This is a genomic window from Hymenobacter sp. J193, assembly GCF_024700075.1.
Lineage (GTDB): Bacteria > Bacteroidota > Bacteroidia > Cytophagales > Hymenobacteraceae > Hymenobacter.
In genome coordinates, this window is record NZ_JAJONE010000001.1 from 3,590,909 (window position 1) to 3,614,040 (window position 23,132).

18 protein-coding genes and 1 pseudogene are annotated in these 23,132 nt (G+C 62.6%); 6 read left to right on the top strand and 13 right to left on the bottom strand.

The features are described 5' to 3' along the window. Positions 1-140: 140 nt before the first annotated feature. From LRS06_RS25565 to LRS06_RS15790, 10 genes and pseudogenes are all read right to left on the bottom strand, one after another. A pseudogene (locus LRS06_RS25565) lies at positions 141-887 on the bottom strand (MMPL family transporter); the annotation flags it as partial. 144 nt (positions 888-1,031) lie between these two features. After that, on the bottom strand, positions 1,032-1,934 hold the full coding sequence (locus tag LRS06_RS15750; protein WP_257872343.1) for a hypothetical protein: 903 nt from the start codon (positions 1,932-1,934) through the stop codon (positions 1,032-1,034). 178 nt (positions 1,935-2,112) lie between these two features. Continuing rightward, a complete protein-coding gene (locus LRS06_RS15755) occupies positions 2,113-3,174 on the bottom strand; it encodes a hypothetical protein (RefSeq protein WP_257872344.1) in 1,062 nt (353 codons plus the stop codon). Then, a complete protein-coding gene (locus tag LRS06_RS15760) occupies positions 3,167-5,860 on the bottom strand; it encodes a PEP/pyruvate-binding domain-containing protein (RefSeq protein WP_257872345.1) in 2,694 nt (897 codons plus the stop codon). Before LRS06_RS15760 ends, LRS06_RS15755 begins: the two co-directional genes overlap by 8 nt. Beyond that, positions 5,860-7,032 (bottom strand): aminoglycoside phosphotransferase family protein, encoded by a 1,173-nt coding sequence (locus LRS06_RS15765; RefSeq protein ID WP_257872346.1) that lies wholly within the window; start codon positions 7,030-7,032, stop codon positions 5,860-5,862. Before LRS06_RS15765 ends, LRS06_RS15760 begins: the two co-directional genes overlap by 1 nt. Then, positions 7,029-8,153, bottom strand: a complete 1,125-nt coding sequence (locus tag LRS06_RS15770; RefSeq protein ID WP_257872347.1) for a BtaA family protein — start codon at positions 8,151-8,153, stop codon at positions 7,029-7,031. The genes LRS06_RS15765 and LRS06_RS15770 overlap by 4 nt, the downstream gene beginning before the upstream one ends. Positions 8,154-8,157: 4 nt before the next feature. After that, positions 8,158-9,585 (bottom strand): AMP-binding protein, encoded by a 1,428-nt coding sequence (locus tag LRS06_RS15775; protein ID WP_257872348.1) that lies wholly within the window; start codon positions 9,583-9,585, stop codon positions 8,158-8,160. Between the two features lie 226 nt (positions 9,586-9,811). Further along, positions 9,812-11,479, bottom strand: coding sequence for a M28 family peptidase (locus LRS06_RS15780; RefSeq protein ID WP_257872349.1), 1,668 nt, complete (start codon positions 11,477-11,479; stop codon positions 9,812-9,814). 254 nt (positions 11,480-11,733) lie between these two features. Further along, positions 11,734-12,096, bottom strand: a complete 363-nt coding sequence (locus LRS06_RS15785) for a hypothetical protein (RefSeq protein ID WP_257872350.1) — start codon at positions 12,094-12,096, stop codon at positions 11,734-11,736. 51 nt (positions 12,097-12,147) lie between these two features. Continuing rightward, positions 12,148-13,452: a PAS domain-containing protein gene (locus tag LRS06_RS15790; RefSeq protein ID WP_257872351.1), complete on the bottom strand. Its 1,305-nt coding sequence runs from the start codon at positions 13,450-13,452 to the stop codon at positions 12,148-12,150. Between the two features lie 491 nt (positions 13,453-13,943). Between LRS06_RS15790 and LRS06_RS15795 the strand changes: the two genes are divergently transcribed. Both LRS06_RS15795 and LRS06_RS15800 read left to right on the top strand, forming a co-directional pair. Then, complete coding sequence (locus LRS06_RS15795) at positions 13,944-15,212, top strand: M48 family metalloprotease (protein ID WP_257872352.1); 1,269 nt, start codon at positions 13,944-13,946, stop codon at positions 15,210-15,212. A gap of 32 nt (positions 15,213-15,244) precedes the next feature. Next, positions 15,245-16,825: a DUF6770 family protein gene (locus tag LRS06_RS15800; RefSeq protein ID WP_257872353.1), complete on the top strand. Its 1,581-nt coding sequence runs from the start codon at positions 15,245-15,247 to the stop codon at positions 16,823-16,825. Between the two features lie 64 nt (positions 16,826-16,889). Here the strand turns inward: LRS06_RS15800 and LRS06_RS15805 are convergent, their stop codons facing one another. After that, on the bottom strand, positions 16,890-17,339 hold the full coding sequence (locus LRS06_RS15805) for a GNAT family N-acetyltransferase (RefSeq protein ID WP_257872354.1): 450 nt from the start codon (positions 17,337-17,339) through the stop codon (positions 16,890-16,892). A gap of 234 nt (positions 17,340-17,573) precedes the next feature. Here LRS06_RS15805 and LRS06_RS15810 point away from each other — a divergent pair, with 234 nt between their 5' ends. After that, entirely contained in the window at positions 17,574-18,110 is a 537-nt protein-coding gene (locus LRS06_RS15810) for a DUF4136 domain-containing protein (RefSeq protein ID WP_257872355.1), read from the top strand. Positions 18,111-18,115: 5 nt separating this feature from the next. Here the strand turns inward: LRS06_RS15810 and LRS06_RS15815 are convergent, their stop codons facing one another. Continuing rightward, positions 18,116-19,273 (bottom strand): Gfo/Idh/MocA family protein, encoded by a 1,158-nt coding sequence (locus LRS06_RS15815; protein WP_257872356.1) that lies wholly within the window; start codon positions 19,271-19,273, stop codon positions 18,116-18,118. A 251-nt stretch (positions 19,274-19,524) separates the two neighbouring features. Beyond that, complete coding sequence (locus LRS06_RS15820; RefSeq protein ID WP_257872357.1) at positions 19,525-20,409, bottom strand: pirin family protein; 885 nt, start codon at positions 20,407-20,409, stop codon at positions 19,525-19,527. 306 nt (positions 20,410-20,715) lie between these two features. Here LRS06_RS15820 and LRS06_RS15825 point away from each other — a divergent pair, with 306 nt between their 5' ends. The 3 genes from LRS06_RS15825 to LRS06_RS15835 all read left to right on the top strand — a co-directional run bounded on the left by LRS06_RS15825 (position 20,716) and on the right by LRS06_RS15835 (position 22,796). Beyond that, the gene (locus LRS06_RS15825; RefSeq protein ID WP_257872358.1) at positions 20,716-21,192 is read left to right on the top strand and encodes a hypothetical protein; all 477 of its coding nucleotides are present in this window, start codon (positions 20,716-20,718) and stop codon (positions 21,190-21,192) included. A 364-nt stretch (positions 21,193-21,556) separates the two neighbouring features. Further along, complete coding sequence (locus LRS06_RS15830; RefSeq protein WP_257872359.1) at positions 21,557-22,078, top strand: hypothetical protein; 522 nt, start codon at positions 21,557-21,559, stop codon at positions 22,076-22,078. Next, the gene (locus LRS06_RS15835; protein WP_257872360.1) at positions 22,059-22,796 is read left to right on the top strand and encodes a phosphodiester glycosidase family protein; all 738 of its coding nucleotides are present in this window, start codon (positions 22,059-22,061) and stop codon (positions 22,794-22,796) included. Before LRS06_RS15830 ends, LRS06_RS15835 begins: the two co-directional genes overlap by 20 nt. Positions 22,797-23,132 lie beyond the last annotated feature (336 nt).

Consider the following 23,132-nt stretch of genomic DNA (forward strand, 5'->3'; position numbering starts at 1 on the left):
GCGTGGGGCGTCTGGCCGGGCTCCGTGAGCACCAGATTACGCTCATTGATGACGTGTAGCGCGTCCATAATTCCCAGCAGAATCAGGATCATGGGCAGCAGCACCGTCATCAGGTTGAGGCGGTAGCCCATGGCCCCGTATACGCCCAGCGTGAGGTAGGTAGCCAGCCCCACAATGCCTACCACGTACAGCAGCAGGCGCCCGTTGCGGTACAGCAGCAGCAAAGCCAGGAACATCAGCCCGTAGCCCAGCCCCAGAAACCGCCCAAAGTCCTGCTCCGATAGCGCATTCAGCCCTGCGTAGAGCACGCCCACGCCCCCCAGCCAATACTGACCTTGCGGCAGGTGCCGGGCTACTACCCCGCGAATCTGCGCCAGAATATCTGCGCGCCGGGCATCAAACGTAGCGCTGGGCTTCAACTCGATGAGCAGGCGGGTTGTCTGGAAATCGGGCGAGAACAACTGCTCCTGCAACGTGGGCAGGCGGCTCAGGTCCTGTCGCACTTGAGCTTCGGTGGTGCGGGCCGAAAGCAGCGGGTGCGCCTCGGCCGTCAGCCCCCGCCCGGCAATAGTAGTGGTGCCCGGCCCCAACACGGCGGCTACGTCGGGCAGGGCGGCCAGCTCCTGGCTGAGAGCGGGCAGGCTGCTCAGGTAGGGCGTCCGCAGCAAACCCACGGAGTCGTGCACTACCAGCGTCACTACCTCGTCGTTGCCGAAGCGGGCCTGGTAGTCGCGGTAGGCGCGCAGGGCCGGGTCACCTTCCAGAAACCACACCGACAGGCTATTGTCGATCTGCACCGCCGTGTGCACGCCGGGGGCCAGCGCCACCACCAACGCCGCCACCAGGGCCAGCAGCCAGAAACGGAAACGGTAGACGAAATCAATCATAAGAGATGAAGGAGTTGGGCCAACAGGGTGTCATGCTGAGCTTGTCGAAGCATCTCTACCTCTGGCTAACAAAATAGTATTGCAATGAAGCACTAGAGATGCCAGCATGACGTTCAACCGATTTGTTTACACTCACTGGTCCTGCTACCACCGCCGCGCTATTTCCGCAATAATGGACACGTAGCTGCTGAGCATGAACAGGGAGGTGAGCAGCTCGGCCAGCTTGAGGGCCCGGGCCGAGGGGCGGCGCAAGCTCCAGGCGTAGGCCGCCGCCGTGGCCGCGTACAAGGCCGCTAACAGCCAGAACGGCCAGGCGCGGGCCTCCAGCCGCTGCAGCAGCACGCCCTGGGTGAATACTCCCGCCAGCAACACCACCAGCACTGCCGCCACGGCACCCCCGTACCCAAGGGCGCGGGAGTAGGAATCAAGGCCGGGGCGCTCATCGGCCGGCACCCTGATTTTGCGGGCTATTTCGAAGGCCAGGCCCCCGAACACGCTCAGTAGGCCGAGTAGCCCCAGGGGCGGGGTGAGCAGGGGCGGGGCCGCGTAGGCTGCCCACAGCCAGCCAATGAGCAGGGGCATCACTAGGATGTGGGTGAGGGCGTAGAGCACGAGGCGGGGCCGCAGGTAGTTGGGCACGAAGAACTCGTAGCGCATCAGTAGGCTGTAGCCCACGGCCAGCGCCCAGCCCACCACAGCCCGCCACCCCATGCCCACCGACCACGCCACTTCCAGCAGCGTACCCACGGCGGCTACGGCTTGCAGCTGCCCCAGCGTCACATGGCCCTGCTGAAGCACCCGCTCCGGGTGGTGCTCCAGGTCGGTGGCGTAGTCCTTGATTTCGTCGAACACCCGCAGCCGGAAAAAGAAGCTGATGGTAGCCACCACGCCCAGCCACTCCGGCCAGCCCCAGGCCCGCTGTGCCCCCGGTCCGGCCTGCAAAGCCGCCGCCACGCTGTACACGGTGCCAAATAGAATGGCAAACAGCGCCATGTTTACGGGCGGGAACCGCTGCCGCAGATACGCCCCAAAGGCTGGTAAATTCATATAAGCAAGATGGTGAAGTACCAGGAAGAAAAGATAAAAAGCCCGTCATGCCTCATCTGGCGTCCGCGGAGTCGAGGCATACCTACCGCCTCGCTGGGTTTACCACACTACCAAGATGCTTCGGCTGCGCTCAGCATGACGTTCTTCGGGCTTTATATGCCGATGGGCCGAACTGCCCTCATAGCTCCCGCGCATACAGCGCGTAGTGGGCCGTTTCGTAGGGGAAGCCGTCGGTGAAGTGGCGGGAGAAGTTGTCGGTGCGCATCAGGCAGAAGATGATGTCGTCGTAGTATTCCCGGAACGACACCATCCCGTAGGCCCCGAGGTAGGACATCAAACCCTGCTGACGATAGTCGGGGTGCACGCCCACGGTTTTGGCCAGCAGGGTGCGGTGCTGCAGGCGCGGGTAGTGCTGCTGAAAGGTAGCCGGCTCAGTAGCGGGCAGGTGCAGCGGGGCATAGTTGGGGTGGCAGAAACTCTGAGCTACCAGCCTGCCGGTGCTCCACTCACGCAGCAGCACGGAGGTATGCGGGCACAGCTTTTCGGCGTAGGCGCGGTTGTAAAGCAGCTTAAACTGCGCCGCCGACACCGGTCGGTAGGCCGGATTGGCCCCGTAAATGGCCTGTATAAGCTCAAAAATAGCCTCTTCGTGTTCCTGCCAAACGTCCGGGGCCAGGGACACAAACTCAAACGGCACCTGCTGCAGTTGAGCCAGCAGGGCAGCTTTGTTGTCGTACACTATAGGCACCACAGCGGGCTGCAGCAGGCGGCTTTCAAACGTAAGGGTGGGCACAAAGCCCAGGTCCGTCAGCAGCCCGGCGTAGTAGGCGGGGTTTACGGGTTCCGCGTCAAACTGCCCCCAGGAAGGCACCGCGCCCAAGCGCAAGCGGTAACGGTGAAACGTGCTGAAGCACAGCGGCCCCACCAGCCGGCGGTAGCCACGGCGTCGGGCCTCGGCCGCCAGTTGGGCAAATGCCTGCTGGTTGAGCGACGCATCGGGCAGGGTTTCCCAAAGGCCGAAGAAGGCATCGGTGCCCTCCTGCGGGAAAATCCCCAGCAGGCGCAACGTTTCATGGTCGGTGTAGAGCAGCACCTCGTGGCGGGCGGCTTCCTCGGCTACCACGGCCGCCAGCACTTCCGCGTGCTCGCGCAGGGGCACCACTTCGGTAGCATATACAGCGGCCGGAATCTGCCAGAAGGAATCGGGCAATTGCCCGTTATAAGTAAGGCACTCAAGCATGTCTGGGAGATAAAGCACTCGGATTTTCGGCCGCAGGCTGGGTGGCGGGCAGCAGCTGCAGCGTGCCGCATTGCCCGTCGAGCACTACGCGCTGCCCGCTTTGCAGCTGCTGCGTCAGGCCGGGCACGTTGATGATGGTGGGAATGCCCAGCTCCCGCAGAATGATAACGGAGTGCGACAGGGAAGAGCCTTTTTCGATGGCCACGGCCCGGCAGGCCGGAAACAGCGTGGCCCAGCCGGGGTCGGTGCGCAGGGCACACACGATCTTGCCGGCTACGTTCAGGTCGTCCTCGGGGCGGCGTACTACCAGCGCCTCGCCCTCTACCACGCCGGGGTAGCAGCCTGTGCCGCGCAAAACTCCATCGGTTTCCCCGACTGCGGCCGGCAGCATGCGCACGGGGGCCGCCGGCACCGTTACGCGCGCGGGCACCGCCAGCTGTTCGTAGCGGGCAAATTCCTGCTGGCGGGCAGCTACCAGCGCGGGTAGGTCGGTAGTATGGGCCGGGGGCGGGGAAAGCCAGATGCCGGGCGCGGGCGAAGGCAGCGCCGGCGCCGGGGTGGCCGGAGTGCCGGTCAGGGCTTCGGCTATTTCGTTTTCCGTCAGCATAAACACGTCCTCGGGCTGGAAGAGGTGACCGGCCTGGGTTAGCCGTTCCCCGGCCGCCCGGTACAGGCTGCGGTACATACCAAACAGACGGGTGCGCTCCAGTCGCAGGGCCTCACGGTGCCGAATGGCCTCCTGCAACCCAGTCAGGCTGCGGGTCAGCGCCCACCGCCGCAGGCGCGGCAACCGGTTCAGCAGCGCTTCTATATCAGTGGCGGCGCTTGGGCTTATGCCTGACGGATTAGCAGCTGTAGCAGCAGGGGGCACGGCCACCAGGTTGCGCAGGTATTGGTAGAAGATGCGCGGCTGGGTGCGCATGGTGGCCGTTTCCAGCTTCAGCTCGCCCACCGTCCGGTCGCCAAATTCCTCCCTAAACTGTCGGGCGGCCTGCTCGAACTGAGGGTAGCTTGCGGCTACCTGCTCGGCTACATCGGCGGGCAAAGCCTGGATCAGCTCGGGCAGGCCGGTGTGGGTGTGCGCCTGCCGGGCCAAAGCCAACAGGCGGTGCACGGGCTGCACGCTCGCCAGCTGCTGGTCGGAGGCCAGGTAGCGGCGCAGCAAATCTTCAGGCTCGGCCACGCCGGCAGCCCGCAGGTTGCGCAGGGCCCGGCCGTTGGCCATCATCACCCGAAAGTCGTTGATGATGGGCGTGGTCCAGTGGCTGAGCAACTCCTCATCAAGGCGGGTCTTTTCAGCCAGCAGTTCCGCACCGCTGAACTGGGCCAGGGGAAGCGTGTAAAACCGCTGGTAAGCAGCCGCCAGGCGGGCATGGAAGGCCGGTACGGCCCGGCGCAAGCTGGCAAAAGCCGCCAGCAGCCGCAATAGGTTGGCCGCCAGGCGTGGGGCACTGCGCAATTGCTCCAGGCGGCTGCGGCGCGGGGGCTGCACAAAGTCTACGGGCTCCTCCAGGCCCATCATGCGCTCCATGTCGGCCTTGTTCTGCTGAAATGAAGGCAGCAGCAGCAAGCCCCGGTACCAGTGGTTTATGTGGTAGTAGATGCGCCCCTGCACCAGTACCAGCAGCTGCGTAACTACCGGCTCGTGGGCCTCCACCTCGGCAGCCGGCACGCCCAGGGCCCGCATGGTCTGGCGGTACACTGTGGCGTAGGCCCGCCGCGCAAAGCTGAACGTGAGGGGCGTGGTCACCCCGCAGTAGCTTTCCTGAATATTGGAATTGTCGAAAACCAGCAGCTCGGGAATGGGCTGGGTGATGGGCCGGGCCTGTACCACCCACAGCCGGTCGGCTTCATCCACCACAAACTCCACGTCCTGCGGTCCACCCATAGCCGTTTCCAGCTGCTGGCCAAGTGTATGCAGTTGGGTTAGCTCCGCCGGACTAAGGCTGGGAGCCAACTGCTCTTCTGCTGCCACAGGAGCTTGGTGCAGGCCTGCGGCTCCCAATACAACTGCCAACCGTTGGGCCTTGTCGGCCAGCTGCTGGTGGGTCAGCTCGCCGGTGGCTTTGCGCAGGTAGAACTCGTCGGGTTGCTGGGCCCCGCTTACCAGGGCCTCGCCAAACCCCCAAAGCGCGTGAATGGTCATTTCCATCGGATACTCCGGCCAGGTGGAAAACAGCACGCCGCTGGTGAGGGCCGCCACCTGCGCCTGCACCACCACCGCCGGCCGGGCCGCCAGGGGCAGGCCGCGCTGCCGGCGGTAGGCGCGGGCCCGCACCGAGTAGGCGCTGGCCGCGCACCGGGCCACCGCCGCCCATATCTCGTCCTCGCTTGTCAGGTTCAGAAAGGAGTCCATCAGCCCGGCAAAGGAATGGCCGGCCCCGTCCTCATCTGCCACCGAGGAACGCACCGCTACCGGGCGGGCCGGAAAGTCCCAGCCGGTAAGCTGCACCCGTAGCGCGGCGCGGTCTTCGGGCGTGGGCTCGTAGGCTAGTAAGGAAGCCTGCCGGGTGTCCAGGTCGGCGTCGGAGGCGGCGGGCAAAGCGGTAAACAATGGCGCGAAGGCATCGGCGGGCAACACCGCAAAGGGCGGCACCGCCACACCCAGCTGGCGCAGCCGGAACAAGCCGGCGGCCTTGCCACCGATGGCCGCCGCGCCGGGCGCCAAGGAATCGGGGAGCAGCATCAGGCGGGAAGTTCGGGCAGCCAGGGTTGCAGCTGGTCGAGAGTGTCGAAGTAGCTGGCCACCACCCGGGGCAGGTAGGGGTAGGGGCTTACGGTGTGGGCCATCAGGTACATGCCCAGGCGGTGCAGCCCAAAGTCGAAAGCGGCCAGCCCGGCGAGGCGGTGGAAATTATCGGCATCGGCAAACAAACCAGTGCGGGCGTGCAGCTGCTGGCGGTAAAACTCCAGGTAGTCCAGGCGCTGAGCATAGCGTTCCGGGGTCAGCACAAAGCTCAGCAGTTCCACCACATCGTACACGGGCACATGGTAAGTGGCCAGCTCCCAGTCGTAGGCGCAAAGCTGCAAACCCACGGCGGTTTGCCGGAAGCAGGTGTTGCGCGGGTTCAGGTCGTTGTGCACCAGGGTGCGGGGCGCGGCGGCCAGCTCCGGCCAGTACCGGGGCAAAGCATCCAGCGCGGCCTGCAGCCGGGCGGCTCGTGCCGGCGGGTACAGCTCGGGCAGGCGGGTGGCGGCGTTGGTCAGCAGGGCCTGCCACAGCGGCCGTTGCGCCAGCATAAAGTCGAGGGTAGGAGCGTCGGCCCAGGGTAGTGGAGCACCAGCGGGCAGCAGGTGAGCGGCGTGCCAGTCGGCCAGCTGGGTGAGGGTGGTGCGCAGGTGCTCGTCGGTCCAGCGCCCGGGCTCCATCACCGAGTTCAGCAGCTGCATGTCCGGTCCCAGGTGTTCCATCAGAATGGCGTACACACCGGCCGCTTCGTCGCGGTGCAGGCCCCGGATGGCGGGCATCAGGCTCAGGTCCGGCTGGGCGTACACTGCTAGTTCCCGATGATGGGTATGAGCGAAGCCGGTGTTCAGCATGTGAGCAGGGTACACCTTGGCCAGGTCCCCGCCGCAGGCTTGGGCCAGGGCACCCAGCATAGCCGATATTTCGGTGCCGGGCGGCTTGAGCTTGAGCACGAGGTCTTCGGTGTGCTCCTGCCCGGCCGCCTCGTAGCGCACCCGCAGCCCGTAGTGCCCAATGGGCCGCCCGCTGTGCCCGGCCGTGAGCACCGCCAGAATGCTGGCCGAGTTATCGAGGGCAAACGGCTCCACTGCCAGTACCCGCACGGGCGCGGGCAGGGTGGTTTGCAGCAGCGTTTCTACAAACGCCGGAGTGCAGTAATCAGCAAGTTTCATAGCAGCACGAGGGAAGAAGCAGTGGAAGGAGAGGAGGCCGCAACGGCCGGAGCGGGAAAGTTTAGCAAGCGGGCATCGGGCAGGTAAAAGCAGGTGCCGGGCAGGGCCGCTACGGGCGTGGGCTCCAGTCCGTCTAAGCCGGCGTCGCCCTGGGCTTGCAGCAGGTTCCAGTACACCAGCCGCAGGTTGCCGCGGGCCTGCAGCGCGTGCATGGCCTGCGCAAACTCCGTGGGGCTCACGTACTCAAAGATATTGGAGAGGCTGGCCCGGGTGATGGTGCGGCCGGCCGGGCTGAGCAGATATGCCACGGCCTCACCGGTCTGGATGCTCAGGTGCGGCAGGCGGGCACGCAGCCGGGCAAAGTGGCGCGCCTGATAGCAGGGCGGCAGAATGGCCTCGGGCAGGTTCTCAGGGCCAAAAAAGAAAAAGCGGAAAAAGAAGTTGTCGGCCAGTAGCTCGGTAGCTGCCTGGTGGCGCAGGCGCCGGTAGAACGCGGCCCCGCCCGATTCTTCGGCGTAGCGAAACAGGCGCGGGTCGCGGCCCTTGCTCAGGTTGGCCTCATCAAAGTACGTTTCGAACTGTCCCCGGAAGGCTGTGTTGTGCAGATATTGCTCGAAGTAAACACGCTGCTCCGCCACCGTGGGGAACTGAATCAGCTGCCGCAAGTGCTGCTGCGTGGCCTCCGGCAGGGTAGGCAGGAAGCCGTGCAGGTAGCTTTCCAGCTTGCCGGCCGTGAGCAGCCCGGCCGGATGCTCAGTTAGCTGCCGGTCCCAGTACGCCTGCAGATCGGCAGAAAGTTGAGGCGCAGCCTCGGCCCAGGCGGCGGCCACGGCCGCCGGCCCATCGAGCCCCAGCAGCGCCCGGAATACAGCGTGGGGGAAATGCCCGATCAGGTAGGTTTTAAACTGCAGCAGTGCGTTCTGCACCGGGTTCAGGTCGAGGGCCGTGACGTGGCGGGCCTCGCTGAGCAGCGCGTTCAGGGCGTTGCAGCCGGCGGAGGTAATGATGAGTGCTTCGTCGGTGGGGCCCAGGGGCAGGGCCGCCTGCAGAGTGGCCGCGCTTTCCCACACCAGCGAGTAGCGAATCCGGTCGAGTGCGACGTGGTGAAATTCGGTGTGCATGAGGTTAGCGTAAGGCAGCGTAGCGGATTTTAGACAAATGACGCGCATCAACGGGCAGCTGGGCGCGAAAGTGAACCTGTTGGCACAGGCCCGGCGGAAACTGGGCTTCCAGCGCCGCTTGGATGGTTTCCGCCGCCACGCGCCCCTGCACGAACACGGAAAAGCCAGCACCCTGCGCCCGCGCCGCCACCCGCTCCACGCCCGGCAGGTGCTGCAGCACGTGCTCCACCTGGTAGTGCTGCACGCCCTGCACCAGGGTTTCGTTGCCCTGCCGCCCCGTCAGCCACAGGTGCTGCCGCTCGTCGAAGAAGCCGAAGTCCCCGGTGGCCAGCCAGGCATCAGCCGCCACGTGGGGCCCGCGCACCAGGATTTCACCGGCATCATAGGCCTGACCATCGGGCAGCCGCAACTGGCCGATTTTTCTCAGCCGGCATTCCAGCCCCGCCACCAAGGGCCCGGCGTAGTAGCCGTTCCGGGGGCTGGCAGGCGAGGTGCCGGCCGTGCGCACGGCAATGGGCTCTGCTTCGGAGGAGCCGTAGATGCCGTAAATCGTTGCGTGCGGAAAGCATTTTTGCAGCTCCGTCAGCAGCTTTTCCGGCACCGGTGAGCCGCCCACGCCCACGGCCCGCACCTGGGGCAACGGATGGTTCTGGCGACGGAGAAAGGCACTCAGTCGGTTGAAGTAAAAGACGTTGCCGGTGAGGGTTTCGATGCCTTCCGAGTGCAGCTGCTCCGCCACCCGGGCGGCGTCGAAATCGGCCAGGCGTCCCCAGGGCACATCGGGCAGGATGCTCACGGCGCCCACGGCCAGGTTGTGCAGCAGCACGTTCGGAAACAGCGGAAAGTCGCGCTGGCCCGGCCACGGCGGAAACACCTGCTTCAGCACCTCGTGCTGGGCCGTGAGCACGCGGTGGCTGCGCCGGATGGCCTTCGAGCGGCCCGTAGAGCCCGAGCTGTGCGACACCAGGGCAGCCTGAGTGGCAGGCACGGCCGTTGGCGTTTGCACGTCCGGAGCAGGATTGCTGGGCAAACCGGGGAACAGCGGCTGCACGCCTGCCAGCCTAAGCAGCCAGCCGTAGCGCCCGGCCAGCGCCCGGCCAACTGCTGCCTGCCGGATGCTGTGGCGGCGCAGCAGCCGGAGCAGCGCCAGCGGCCCTGCCCCAGCAGGCGGCAGCACCGGCACTGCCCCGTGGGCCATAGTGCCCAACAGGGCCACCACCAGCTCCACGCTCACGGGCACTGCTATCAGCACCGCCTGGCCGGGAAGGGCCTGCGCCCGGATCAGCTGCCGCCGGAAAGCTTCTACCCGCCCCAGAATATGGGCGCCGGTATAGGTGCGGGCCGGGCCGGCGGGCTGGGCCCATACCAGGCACACCTGCCGCGGGTGCTGGCGCAGGTTTTCGTAAACGGCATGACAGAAGTTAGACAGCATAACAGTTGGCGCCGCTACTTGGAAGCGTGGTACCAAAGCTGCGCAAATCCACCCGTAACCCGATGACGAATCGGTGAAAAATCAGGCTTTCCGCACCTGACCTGCTACTGCAATGTTTTCCGGGCGTTCAGTACGGGCTTAACACTGTAAACCGCGAACAATACCCTTAAAAGGTGTTTCATACGCCAAGCAGCCTGCTCAAACGCTACCTTATCAGGATTGACTTCTACTCGTTTTTAGACTTTTGCAGCTTTCCGAACCGCCCGCCGAAAAAGTCCCCGGCGTTCCAGGTGGGGCGCTGCGGGTCGTTGGCCACCAGGTAGCCGATGAGAAAGTTGAGCTGCACGTACTTTTTACCCGCCTCAAAATCGAACAGGCCGTTGATATCGTCCTGGGGCTTGTGGTAAGTGACGGCGCGCCATTTCTGCACCAGCTCGCTCAGGTTGTTGCGCCCGTCGGTGGTGCGGTTGCCGTATTTGATGTGCAAAGCCGGAATGCCCTGCAGCACGAAGCTGTACTGATCAGAGCGGATAAAGCGGTTTTGCTCGGGCTCCGGGTCGGCTTCCACGGTGAGGCCTAGGGCCGCCGCTGCCTGCGCTACCTGCCCGGCCAGCGAGGAGTGCTGCGCCCCCAGCGGCACCACCGACAGCAGCGGGGCAATGATGGTGGGCATATCGGTATTCACGTCGGCCACGATGCTGGCTTTGGGCACGGTGGGGTGGGAGGCAAAGTAGGCCGAGCCCAGCAAGCCCAGCTCTTCCCCCGTTTGCAGTACCAGCAGGATGCTACGCTTGGGCTTTTGCTTGAGGCGGGAATACGTCCGCGCTATTTCCAGCACCGAAGCCACGCCCGAGGCGTTGTCGTGGGCGCCGTTGTAGATGGAGTCGCCCTGCACGGGCGCGGCCACGCCCAGGTGGTCGAGGTGGGCGGAGTGCACCACGTACTCCCGGCGCAGGCGCTTATCACTGCCCCGGATCTGACCTACCACATTATAGGAATCGAAATCCTGATAGCGGGAGCTGAACGCCGCGCTGACTTGGCCCGGTACGGCCACCGAGGCCGGCCGGCCCTGGCGTAGCGCCCCCAGCACCTGGCTGGTGTCGGTAGCGGCGGCTGAGAGGAGGCGCTGGAGCGTGGCGGCCGTAAGGCTGCCGGCCAGCTGCAGCCGGCCGCCCGGCAGAAACGTGCGCGAGGCCGCCACCTGCCCACGCTCATCCAGCACGCTGTAGGTGCCGCGCTGCAGGTTGGGCACATTGGCTTTGGGGTTGGTAGAGGCCACCAGCACGCCCACGGCACCATGCTCCACCGCATTCTGCATAATCAGCAGCAGATCCTGGCTGGCGGCGGCCACGGTGGATGGAAAGGCGCGGGGAGCCCCGCGTACCACAACCACCAGCTTGCCCTTCGCATCAAGCCCCGCGTAGTCGTCGTAGCTCAACTCGGGGGCCGTGATGCCGTAGCCGGCAAAAACCACGGGCGCATCCAGCTGCACGGCGGGCGCGGCGGGGTTGGGGTAGAACACATAGTCCTGGCCGGAAACCAACGCAGCGGCCGGCGCGGCCGACGGGTGCAAACTGAACGCGGCACCGGGCTGCACAAACGCCCGGCGCAGGCGCACGCGCTGCACAAAGCTGCCCTTGTCGCCCGCGGGCTTCACGCCGAAGGACTTCAGCTGTTGGGTCACGTAATCGACGGCCATCTGGTAGCCGGGTGTACCGGGCTGGCGGCCCCGCAGCCGGTCATCGGCCAGGTAGTGGATGTGGGCTCTGAGGTCGGCGGGCTGCACCTGGGTTAGGGCGGCCATTGCCTCGGGCGCGGGCTGGGCGGATTGCGCGGCGGCCGCCAGGGCCGAAAACAGGCCGCCCATCAGCAGGCCGGCACGAAAAGAAAGCATAAGGTTGTCAGTTGTCGGTTGATAGTTGCCAGTGCAATTTCGAAGTCATTGTACAGTTTTTCGCCTGGCTCCCTGTTTTTCATTCCGCGCATCAAGCGGCGGAGGGAAGCCGGGCGCTGAGGCACACTGCTGGAACGAGGCTGCCCCCGCTTGCCCAAAACCGCTACCAGTAGTCGGCAAGGTGCTACAAAAAAACACCGTTTGACCGGCGTGAAGCCAGGCAAACGGTGCTTGGGGCGTTGGGCCGGTCGGGCTTAGGCGGCGCTCAGCACGTGCTGCTCCAGCTTCTGGAGCAAGGCTTCAATGCGCAGGGCGAAGCCATCAATCTGCTCCAGGCCGGCGCGGGCTTCTTCCAGCTGCCCGCGCTGGTACTGGCGCACCAGGGCCTGGCCGGTATCGAGCATCTGCGAAATAGCCCGCTCTATTTCGCGGGTTTCGGGGATGAGGCCGTACTGGGGTTTAATGATGCTGTCAAGCCACTGCGCCAGCGGGTTGTCGCGCAGGGAAAACAAAGTCGGTTCGGCCTCGCGCACGCCGTAGAGGACGGAGCGCAGCCGCGACTTGAACAGGACCTGCTTGATGCGGGCCTGCTGGAAATCCAGACTGGTTATGTCCATAATAGCGAAACGGGGAAATGCCTGAAGGCAGGAAAAAGACGCAGCATGGGCCTACTGAGCATCAGGGGCGGGGCGTTCGAGGGCCCGGCGAGCCTGCACCAGGTCCGTCACATCAAAGGCAAACACCATGATGCCGGCTTTCTGTCCGTTTTCTTCGAATAGCTGGTAAGTGAAGTTGAGGTAATGAAGCCGCAGCTGCCCGTCGTTGTCACGGTCAATCATAATTTCCACCTCATTGCCAATGAAGGTTTCGCCCGTGTTGTACACCCCGTTCAGCAGTTCCACGAAGCCCTGCTCAATAACTTCGGGCAGTGCCTCTTCCACGGGTTTGCCCACCAGCTGGCGGCCCGGGAACAAGGCCTGGTAAGGCGGGTTTACAAACTCGAAGCGGTGCTCCGGCCCGCGCAGAATACAGATAAGCGCGGGCGTCTGCATAAACAGGCTGTAGAACGTCTTGCGCTGCTGCTCGGCCAGCTGGTAGGCCTGGTAGGCCTGGTCCGAAAGCCGGGCCTGCTCCTCGTTGGTATCCAGCAGCTCCTGCACCATCTGCTTTTGGTCCTGGATGTCGGTGCCGCCGCCTACCCACATGGTAATGCGGCCATCGGCATCGGTGCGGGGCAGCCCGCGCATCAGCACCCAGCGGTACTGGCCGTCGTGGCGGCGCAGGCGGTACTCGGCCTGGTAGGGCAGGCCACCGCGGATGCTGGCGTACCAGTGCTTTTCAACCTGGGCCCGGTCATCGGGGTGGATGTTGTCCATCCAGTGGTTGTCGAGCTCCTGGGCGTGCTCGCGGCCTGTAAACTGCAGCCAGCGGGAGTTGAAGTAGTCACGGGTGCCGTCGGGGCGGGCCGTCCACACCAGAATCGGCACCGATTCGAGAATAAAGCGGGTGCGCTCCTGCTGCTCGGCCAGCTCGCGCTGCACCCGCTCGGCGGCGAGGCGGGCCCGGTACTGCTCCGTTACGTCCTGGGTGCGCTGCAGAATATAGCGCAGCTGACCCTGCTCGTCGAGCACGGGGTAGTGGGTGGCTTCCCAGTACAGCTCTTCCAGCCCACCGCCCTGCTCCTGAGGGCGCTCCAGGTCGTAGCGGATCAGGGGCATGGTGTGTTGCTCCAGGTGCCGGCGCACGTGCTCGTGCGATTCTTCGATAAGGCGGGCCGACTCCTCGTCGGTAGATGGATAAGCCTCAAAGAACGGCTTGCCCACCACTTCTTCCCGGCTTTTCATCGACACGCTCACGTGGCGGTCGGTGTTGTCGAGGATGGTAGCGTCGGTGTCGGGCGCGATGAGCAGGAAATTATCGGGCAGGGCATGAAACAGCTGCTGATAGTCGACCGGAAAGCTGGGCGTAGGCATAAAGAAAAACGGCGGGGAACAGGGCGTCAGCCGGTGGTGATGACGCAAGCCAACAAAGCTACGTTCCGGCGCCACGCTAAAAAAATTGGCGCCGGCTTTTCATCAGTAGTTAACAGGATGGCCTATTCCTTTCTGAAGTGAATAGTACCAGTAGGAAATAGAATAATATTGAGACAAATAAAAATATATAGAGATACGCATTAAATCATAGCACCAACTCCTGTAGCTTTAGCGACTTGTATTTATGCTGTTTGTTATGCCCGGAAGCCGCGTGGGGTTCCGCCTTTATGCTTCGTCTAGTCTTTATACTTATTCTGCTGGTCATTGGCAGCCGCAATAGCAGCGCACAAATTGCGCCGTATCTACCGTATTATTCTTCCGATACTACGCAGGTATACCAGTTGGCAGCCGCGCACCGGGAGGCTATAAGGGCGCATTTATTGCCTCCTAAAACAGGCAGCGCCGACTATAGGGAGCATTATCGCCGGGTTGTGCAGGAAACCTCGACGCAAGCCTACAATGCTATCCGGCATTCTGCCTTGCTGGATTCGTTGCTGAACCCGGCCGTGCAGCGCGTGTTTAAAGCCATTCTGCAAGCCAATCCGCAGCTGCCTGCAGCCCGGCTGGTACTCACGCGCAACCCCGAGCCCAATGCCCGCGCAGTAGGCAATAGTACCATTATCCTGCACGTAGGGCTGCTGCCAGCGCTGGAAAATGAAAGCCAGCTGGCTTTTATCTTATGTCATGAACTGGCGCATATTCAGAGCCGGCATATGGAAACGGCGCTGGCTACCCAACTCACAGCGCTGCATAGTCGTGAGTTTCGGCGTGAGGTGCGGCGCATTGTGCAGGCCGAGTACAGCATCAATTCGCACATGAAGAACCTGGTGATGGGCATGTCGCTGAATCAGGCTTACCACCAGCGCCGCCACGAGCGGCAGGCCGACTCGCTGGGCTATGTACTGCTCCGGCGCACGCGTTATAAGGCCCCGCAGGCGTATCGGACCCTGGAGCTGCTGAATACCATAGACAAGGAAAGCTACCAGGACGCACTGCCCCTAAACCGGGTTTTCAGCTGCCCCGAAGTAGCCCATGCCTTGACGGCTGCTCCCGCCAGCGCAGCGTCTATTTTCACGGTAAAGCCTGCGGAAAAAACGCTGCTGGAAACGTCGGATACCCTTAAGTCGCACCCCGACTGCGCCAAGCGCATGCACTACCTGCGCACGCTCACCCAGGACCAGCTAGCCGAAGGCCCCCAGGCTGTAGAGCCAGGCTTCAGCCACTTGCGCGAGGCAAGCCGGTTGGAAGTGTTGCAAAGCTGGTTTGATACCAGTTGCTACGATCATGCCCTGTTCGAGGCGCTGCGGCTGCTACGCCAGCAGCCACAGAGCGAGTATCTGCGCTCCGTGGTAGTACTGAGTTTGTACGAGCTGCACCGGCATCTGCAGGAGCACCGCTTCACGGAAGTGGTTGCCAATGTATCGAAGCACCAGCCGGAACCTTTCAATGAGTTCCTGCGGGTCCTGAACAGCCTCCGCCTGGCCGATTATACCGCCCTCACTGCGTGCCTGGCCCAAAGCACCGAGGCTCCGCCCACGGCCACCAATGAATATGCCCTGGCGGCCCGCTATGCCGCCGCGGCCCTGGCCAACGACCAGGCTCAGGCTGCCACGCTACTGCACCAATACCAGGCCCGCTTCAGCGCGGGCCGGTTTTCCTCCTTGCTGTTTCCGCCAAGGCCCTCCAAGATCAACCACTAACCACGCTCGCCATTTCTCACACTTCTACCTATATGCATTCTTTTAAACGCACTCTGCTGGCCCTTGCGCTGGCTTTTTCCGGGTCCGCCGCAGTGCAGGCCCAAACCCAGACCCTGGAAGGCATCACTCGCATGACCCGCTCGGGCCTCACGCCCATTTATGCCGGCAACGAAGTGAAGGGCTATGTTCTGTATGCCAAAGGGGATAAGGCCGACCGCAAAAACGACAACTACACCCTTACGTTCTACGATCAGGATTTAGGCAAGGTCAAGGATATTACTATCCAGAAGCCCTCGGGCCGCTACACAATGCTGCAGAACACCTTCAACGGCTCGGCGTTCGGCCTGTATTTCTACAACGGCAAGGAAGACGCCGTGGAAATAGAAACCTACGATACCGGCCTGCAGAAAATCGGCTCGAAGGTCATAGGAGATTTGTCGAGAGCCGATAAGATGATTATAGCCCAGCAGCTGAAAAGCGGGGGCAATGGCGAAAACGTACTCACCGGAATGAGCTTGCAGGCTGTACCCGACAAAGGTTTTGTACGCAACAGCTACACGGGCATGATGGAAGGCTATGCCCTGCAGATGTACGACAACAACCTGAATCCGAAATGGCGCGTGGCGTCCGACCCCAAGTCGAAGTTCTATGAGAGCTTTATTATCCGGGAAATAACCGACCAGTACATTGTGGCCATGCTGCTGCGCCGCGACGGGATGATGTCCAAGCAGGTAAGCACCTACATGGTGGCCATTGATGTGAATACGGGCAAGAAAGTGCTGCAGCAACCGGTAGAAACCAGCAAAACCGAACACCTCTCCCTTAGCTCTATCACCTTCGACAAAGAACGGCACGAGTTTGTAGCCGTGGGCGAGTACTATAAGCCCAACGATAAGCCCTTCGTAAATAAAAGCCAGGGCTTCTACATCAAGCGGTTTACGGAGGCGGGCAAGTTGATTGGCGTGAAGCCCTATAGCTGGCAAAAAGAAGTGAAGGCGATAATGCCGGCAGAGGCCAAAGCCAGTATGGAAGACGGGTTTATGAATTACACGCACTCCATAGCTAAGGGAGCCAATGGCAAGATGTACATCGTAGCCGAGCAGTTTAAGATTGCCGCCGATGGCCTGGGCATTGCTCTCACCGTGCTAAACGGGGGCGGAGGCTCGGCCTCTGTGGTGAAGGGGGTAGTAGGCAATCTGCTCGTGTTTGAGCTAAGCCCGGAGTTTGCTCTCACCACCATCAAATTCTACCCCAAAAACCCATCCAAGGCCGTGCTGCCGCCCGGTTCGGGCACGGCAGGTTCCGGCATCATGGGCCATATCATTAAGTCGCAGGGAGATTTCGATTACCAGTTTCTGCAGCGCGACAACGCCAATACGCTCTTCAATGTGGTATACATCAACTACGACAAGGAAAAAGGGGAGTCGACCCAGAAGCTGATTGGCAACATTGCATTCGGTGAAAGCGGACAGTATACGCTGGACAAAATCAACGGCACCAGCTTGGCCACGGCATCCTATGTATACCCCGCCAAACCTGGCTACGTGATGCTGGTTGACTACCTTAAGAAACCCAAGCAGTTAGGCATGAAGCTCGTAAAGCTCAACATTTAGCATGGGCAACTGCGTCTGTCAGGAGGAAGGGTCGGCTGTGTAAGCCGGCCCTTTTTGCTGACCGCTACGGCCGCACCATGTGCAGGTGCGGAATGCCGTCTTCCAGGTAGCCCTGGCCCACCTGCCGGAAGCCGAAGCTTTCGTAGAAGGACTGCAGGTACTGCTGCGCCCCGATCTGAATGGGCTGAGGGCCAAATTGCGCGGCTACGGTGGCCAGGGACTCCTGGAGTAGCTGCCGGCCCAAGCCGTAGCGCCGGAACTTCGGGCTCACTACCACCCGCCCGATGCTGGCCTCGGGGTAGCTGATGCCGGCCGCAAACAGGCGGGCGTAGGCTGCCAGCTCCCCGCTCTCAGCATAGCCCAGCAGGTGCCAGGCGGCCTGATCCTGCCCGTCGATGTCCTGAAACGCGCAGGTTTGCTCCACTACAAACACTTCGGAGCGCAACTGGAGCAGGTCGTAGAGTTCGGCCAGGGAGAGTTCGGGGAAGGGCTTGCGGGTCCAGGTCAGGGTCATCGAAAAAGAGAAAGAGTATGGGCACGAAGGTAGCAAGCGCCCGGGCACAAGCCTGATTTCTGGGCTTGGCTGGTCAGTCACGGAACAGCCGCGCTGCGGGCAAGGGCCTGGTTTCGGCTACCGGGGCGCAAGCTGGGCCTAAACCTCCAGGTCGGTTCTCACGTGTACACCAGGCGGCCAGTCCCAGTCCTAACCGGGGCCAGCCGTCGATACATTCACTTTCTTTTTCCTGGCATGAAAACGTTTTTGTGGCTGTGGCTGATTGCTTGCGTGGCCTGCTCGCCGGTGCGGGTGGAGTCCACCACCCAAACGCCGGGCGTCGATTTCACGGCGTACCGCACCTACAACTTCCTGGATGTGGAAGCCCGCAATGAGGCAGCTTTTCAGGGGCCTGGCACCGGTATGACGGAGCTCAAGCAGGCCGTAGCCCGGGAGCTGGAGCGCCGCGGCTACCAGCAGGCCGCCGCGCCGGATGTGTGGGTGAACATTGGCGTCGTGACGCAGGACAAGGTGCAAACCCGCCAAACCAACTTCCGCGATGCGCCCCGCTACATTGGGCAGCGCCGCTACAGCTGGAAAAGCGAGGAAGTAGTGGTAGACCGCTACGAGGAAGGCACTGCTACCGTGGATGTGGTGGACGCCGCCCGCAACGAGCGGGTGTGGCAGGGTGTAGCCGTGAGCACCCTCACCGACGACCCCACGAAGCTGGCCGCCCGCATCGATGAGGGCATAACCCGGATGTTTGCCAAGTACCCAGTGCCGCCCCGCTAACTTAGCTACCGCCCGCTCACCTTGTCCAGCACCTGCACTACGTCTTTGGTCGAGACTTTCTGGCCCGTGGCAGCGGCGCGGTAAATAGCTTCGATGAGCTGCATATCGCGCAAACCCATTTCGCCGGGTACGCGGGTAGGCTTGTCGTTGAGAATGCAGTCGGCAAAGTCATCCATCTGGCGGGCTTGCTGGGGCACGTTTTCAATGTTCATGGGCCCCTGACTGGTGCGCCCCGCAATACCGCCGTAGCCGAAAGCCGGCTGCAGCTCCATAAAGCCTTGGCCGGTTTCGGCGCGCAGGCGGCTGTTCAGGTTTTCGGCGTAGCTGGTGCGACAGTCGGCCACGGAGCCGTCGGCGAACTGCATCTGCCAGTTCACGCCGGCTTCTACTTCCTTGAACAAGCCTTTGGAGTCGGGGTTGGGCGCCAGCTTGGCCGTCACGGAAACGGGTACCTGGCCTTTGGTGTACACCACGCCCTGCGCGCAGTAAATACCCATATCCATGAGCGGCCCGCCGCCCGCCAGCTCCTTGTCCACGCGCCAGGGCGTGTCGTTGTTGAAGCGGAAGCCGTTGTCGGCCACCAGGCGCTTGATGGGCCCCAGCACCTGCTGCTGGCCCAGGCGCATCATTTCCTGGTGGTGAGGCTCGAAGTGCAGGCGGTAGCCGATGCTGAATTTCTTGCCCGCCTTCTGCATGGCCGAAATCATGCGGCGGCAGTCGGCGGCGGTGGGGGCCATAGGCTTTTCGCAGATGACGTGCTTGCCGGCCCGCGCGGCCCGCTCCACGTACTCGGCGTGCAAGGCCACCGGCAGCACCACGTACACGATGTCAATGGCCGGGTTGTCGATTATCCGATCAAAGCTCTGGTAGTTGTAGATGTTCTGGTCGGGCAGGTGGTAGCGCTGCTTCCACTGCGCGGCTTTGGCAGGCGTACCCGTCACAATACCCGCGAGCTTGCAGAGCCTGGTTTGCTGCAGGGCGGGGGCTAATTGGCCGGTGCTGTACTTGCCCAGCCCTACCAAAGCCACACCCAGCTGCCGGCCGCTCTGCAGGGCCTCCCCGCTGGCGGGGCCGTAGCCGTGCTCAGCCAGCCAATTCAGCGGCCCGCCCACGGCCGAGGCTCCCACTAGCGTAGTGCCCAGCCCCAGCGACGCAGTACGCATAAATTCCCGACGCGAAAACGCAGATGATTTCATATTTCCAGGCAGCTTGATCCGTTAGCAGCTACCGCATAGAGCCGTGTGAGGTTGCGTGCAAAATGCGGGGTTTACTCTCGAAACGCGTCCGACTGGCCGTCATGCTGAGCGCAGCCGAAGCATCTCTACCTCTGGCTAATCAATACCACGGCAACGAAGTGGTAGAGATGCTTCGACAAGCTCAGCATGACGTTCTTTCAGTTTTCTGTTAAACCGCGCTACTCATCCTCCGGAAACGTGCCCATGCCGCCGCTTTCGAAGTCGGCAATGGCCTGCACCAGCTCCTGGTTGGTGTTCATCACGAAGGGGCCGTAGGTCGCCAGAGGCTCCTCGATGGGCGCCCCGGCCAGCACCAGGAGCACCGTATCCTGCGTAGCGGTGAAGGGCACGTCGGGCGAGTTCCAGCCGAAAACCACCAGCTGCTTGCTGCCGGCTAGGCGCCCATCAGCCAGCTGAAGCTGCCCGTGCACCACGTAGAAGCCCACGTTGTACTCGGCGGGCAGGCTGATGGTCGTTTCGGCCCCGGCCGGGAGGTGTACATCCAGCAGGGTGATGGGCGAAAACGTTTCGGCGGGCCCCGTAACGGCTTCGTATTCACCGGCCACCACCCGGATGCGGCCCCGGCCCTCAGCAGCGGGCACTTCGGGAATGGCCGCGGCCCGGATGTTCTGGTAGCGGGGCGGGGCCAGCTTGTCCTTCCTGGGCACGTTCACCCACAGCTGCAGCAACTCCAGGGTGCCGCCCTGGCGGGCAAACTCCCGCTCGTGGCGCTCCTCGTGCAAGAGGCCCGCGCCGGCCGTCATCCACTGCACGTCGCCGGGGCCCAGGGTACCGCTGTGCCCGGCCGTGTCGCGGTGGGCCAGGGCACCTTCGTACACCACCGTCACCGTCTCGAAGCCGCGGTGGGGGTGGGGCGGGGTGCCCAGCGGGGCCTCGGTGGGCGCCACCGGCATGGGCCCGGTGTGGTCGATGAGCAGGTAGGGACTGAGCTGACGGATGCGCGGCCCGGGCATGGGGCTGGTCACGTCGAAGCCGTCGCCCACGGCTTTCTTGTTGCCATCAATAATCTGAAAGATGCGGCGGCCGGGATAGGTAGGAGGCATGGGGGAGAGGGAAAGTAGTAGCGGAACGATGTAGAGACGCATACTTGCGTCTCGTCGTTGAACGAAGCTAGGCTGCGCCGAAACAACGGATTTCGTTCAACGAGTATCGTTCAACGAGGAGACGCAAGTATGCGTCTCTACAGCATGCTTGCTTCTAACCCATTTTGCCACCCGGGGGTTTGGCCTGGGGCTTGCGGATGTGCCGGGTTCTTTGAATATTTAGTCCGCGATATATTATCTGCTTATCCCTGTTAGTCACACCGCAATGGGGCCGGTTCTTTTTCTCACTTCCAACCCCATTCTCCCATGTTGCCCCGCATTTCCGTCTCCATTCCCGCTGCCGATATGGCCAAGCTGGAAGCAGCCATCGGCACCCTCAAATCGGTGCTCACGCCTTACCTCTACCCCCTTACCCCCGACGAGCGCCAGGACGTGGTGAAAATGGGCGACCGGTCGGTAGCCTTCCTCACCAAGGTGGAGGAGTACGGCCAGGCCACCCCCGGCTTCGTGCCCTCCTTCGTGAGCTTCCCCGACCTGCAGGAGGACATCAAAGCCACCGCCGACCTGGGCGCCCTGCTGCGCCCCCTGCAGCAGCTCGTCACCGACCTGGAAAGCACCATGATGCAGACCGGCGGCGAGGCCTACCTGGATGCCCTCAGCATTTACCGCAACATCCAGAGCGCCGCCAAAGCCAACGCCCCCGGTGCCCAGGCCGCCTACGAAGACCTGAAGGTGCGCTTTGCCAAGCAGCCCAAGCCCGCCGATAAAAAAGCGGGGGCCTGAGCCACCGCCGCGGCCCTGGCGCTGCCCCGTCTGGTCTGCCGGGCGGGGCAGTTGTGCTTCGGAAGCTCTCGGTTGGTTCTCGGAGGACGTCAGATGGTCCTCGGAGGACCAACGATGGTCCGGCGAGGACCTCGGGTGGGCTTCGGAAGCCCTCGGGTGGTCCTCCGAGGACCATCGTTGGTCCACCGAGGAGAGAAGTTGGTCCTCGGAGGACCAACGCAGAGCTTCGGAGGACCATCGGTGCCCTGGCGGGGTGGTTGGGAGGCGTGGTTTGGAGGAGTAGCTGGGATTGGCGTAGTTTGGATAGTCCAAGCAAAGGCAGAGCAGCCGAAAGAACCAGAAACCGCGCAAAGCATATCCAACGATGTCCGTGTATCGAAGAAAGGAGAAAACCATAAAGCGACTGGCCTACTATCAGATCATCGGCGGGGTCGTTGGATTCGGTATAGCCATCTGGAGCATGATGATGACGGAATCCATTACGGGAGGTACGCTACTGGTTTTGGCGATTGGGCTTGGCTTTTTTAGTTTCTCAATCTACTGTGGGCAGCAACTCCTAAAGGGGGCAATAGAGAAAGGACTCCGGCTTGCTATGCTGAATCAGGCATTGCAGGTACTCAGTTTTACCGTGGTAGGCTTCGGGCTGAATTACGTGGCCGGACTAGGGTTTTTGCTGGGAGTTGATTTCACGGAGGGTTCGAAAGTTATTTCCTTGCTGACATCTTCAGGCTTTGAATTACATATCAACAGCAGGGCGGAGCTAAATACCCTAAGCATAAATCTTGTAGCCATATACCTGATGCGCACCATTGCTACTATTCAGAAAAAAGCCGCGCAGGAGGCAGAATTAGCGGAGTATGCGGCCCGTGGCAAGCAGATACAGTAGCATCTGTAGGAGCAAGCTAGGACTCATCTGCCTGCTGCTGGTTACCCACTGCACCCCGCCCGATACGCCCGACGCCAACCAGTTCATCAGCTACACCATGAACCCGCGGCGGCAAATGCTGCGCCTATACTGGCGGGATGAGCACGGCCAGCCCCTGCGCAGCCTTGGCCGCCTCCGCGACTGGCTGGCGGGCCGGGGGCAGCGCCTCGTGTTTGCCTGCAACGGGGGCATGTACCGCACCGGCCCGGTTCCCCTGGGGCTGTTTATTGAAGACGGCCAGCAGCGCACCCCTTTGGATACCACCCGCGGCACCGGCAACTTTTACCTGCAGCCCAACGGCGTGTTCTACTTCACCCGAGCCGGGGAGGCCGCCATTGTGCCCACCGCCGCGTTTCGGGCGGGGCGGCAGGTGCAGTACGCTACGCAGTCGGGGCCGATGCTGGTGCTGGACGGGCAGCTGCACCCGGCGTTCCGGCCCGGCTCCGCCAACCGCCAGATTCGCAACGGCGTGGGGCTGCTGCCCGATGGGCGCGTGCTGCTGGCCATGTCGAAGCAGGAAATCAACTTCTACGATTTCGCCCGCTACTTCCAGCTCCAGGGCTGCCAGCAGGCTCTGTACCTGGATGGATTCGTGTCGCGCACCTACCTGCCCGCCCAGGGCTGGGAGCAGCTGGACGGAGACTTCGGGGTGATGATAGGGGAAGTTGCGAGTTTCTAGTTGCTGGTTTCTAGTTTCTAGTTGCTGGTTCTGTCATCCTGAGCGTAGCGAAGGACCTTCCTCGCCTATATGTTGCCGTCAATCCAACGTGCTTGTCCTTGTGTACCCAGCAGTCAAGCGCTGAGCTGGCCTTACCACTTACCAGAGGAAGGTCCTTCGCTACGCTCAGGATGACAGTCCTAACAACTGACAACCAGCAACGAACAACTGACAACGAACAACCAGCAACCAGAAACTCCCTTCTCCCGACGCTTCATCCCCTTATTCTGACGCTTCGGTAACGGCAAGTTTCCGGCGCGGTGACGGTGGGCCACTTTTGACCCATCACCTCACCGC

Coding starts and splice junctions, on each gene's coding strand:
- LRS06_RS15750 (WP_257872343.1), bottom strand. CDS start 1,934: ATGAATTTACCAGCCTTTGGGGCGTATCTGCGGCAGCGGTTCCCGCCC.
- LRS06_RS15755 (WP_257872344.1), bottom strand. CDS start 3,174: ATGCTTGAGTGCCTTACTTATAACGGGCAATTGCCCGATTCCTTCTGG.
- LRS06_RS15760 (WP_257872345.1), bottom strand. CDS start 5,860: ATGCTGCTCCCCGATTCCTTGGCGCCCGGCGCGGCGGCCATCGGTGGC.
- LRS06_RS15765 (WP_257872346.1), bottom strand. CDS start 7,032: ATGAAACTTGCTGATTACTGCACTCCGGCGTTTGTAGAAACGCTGCTG.
- LRS06_RS15770 (WP_257872347.1), bottom strand. CDS start 8,153: ATGCACACCGAATTTCACCACGTCGCACTCGACCGGATTCGCTACTCG.
- LRS06_RS15775 (WP_257872348.1), bottom strand. CDS start 9,585: ATGCTGTCTAACTTCTGTCATGCCGTTTACGAAAACCTGCGCCAGCAC.
- LRS06_RS15780 (WP_257872349.1), bottom strand. CDS start 11,479: ATGCTTTCTTTTCGTGCCGGCCTGCTGATGGGCGGCCTGTTTTCGGCC.
- LRS06_RS15785 (WP_257872350.1), bottom strand. CDS start 12,096: ATGGACATAACCAGTCTGGATTTCCAGCAGGCCCGCATCAAGCAGGTC.
- LRS06_RS15790 (WP_257872351.1), bottom strand. CDS start 13,452: ATGCCTACGCCCAGCTTTCCGGTCGACTATCAGCAGCTGTTTCATGCC.
- LRS06_RS15800 (WP_257872353.1), top strand. CDS start 15,245: ATGCATTCTTTTAAACGCACTCTGCTGGCCCTTGCGCTGGCTTTTTCC.
- LRS06_RS15805 (WP_257872354.1), bottom strand. CDS start 17,339: ATGACCCTGACCTGGACCCGCAAGCCCTTCCCCGAACTCTCCCTGGCC.
- LRS06_RS15810 (WP_257872355.1), top strand. CDS start 17,574: ATGAAAACGTTTTTGTGGCTGTGGCTGATTGCTTGCGTGGCCTGCTCG.
- LRS06_RS15815 (WP_257872356.1), bottom strand. CDS start 19,273: ATGCGTACTGCGTCGCTGGGGCTGGGCACTACGCTAGTGGGAGCCTCG.
- LRS06_RS15820 (WP_257872357.1), bottom strand. CDS start 20,409: ATGCCTCCTACCTATCCCGGCCGCCGCATCTTTCAGATTATTGATGGC.
- LRS06_RS15825 (WP_257872358.1), top strand. CDS start 20,716: ATGTTGCCCCGCATTTCCGTCTCCATTCCCGCTGCCGATATGGCCAAG.
- LRS06_RS15830 (WP_257872359.1), top strand. CDS start 21,557: ATGTCCGTGTATCGAAGAAAGGAGAAAACCATAAAGCGACTGGCCTAC.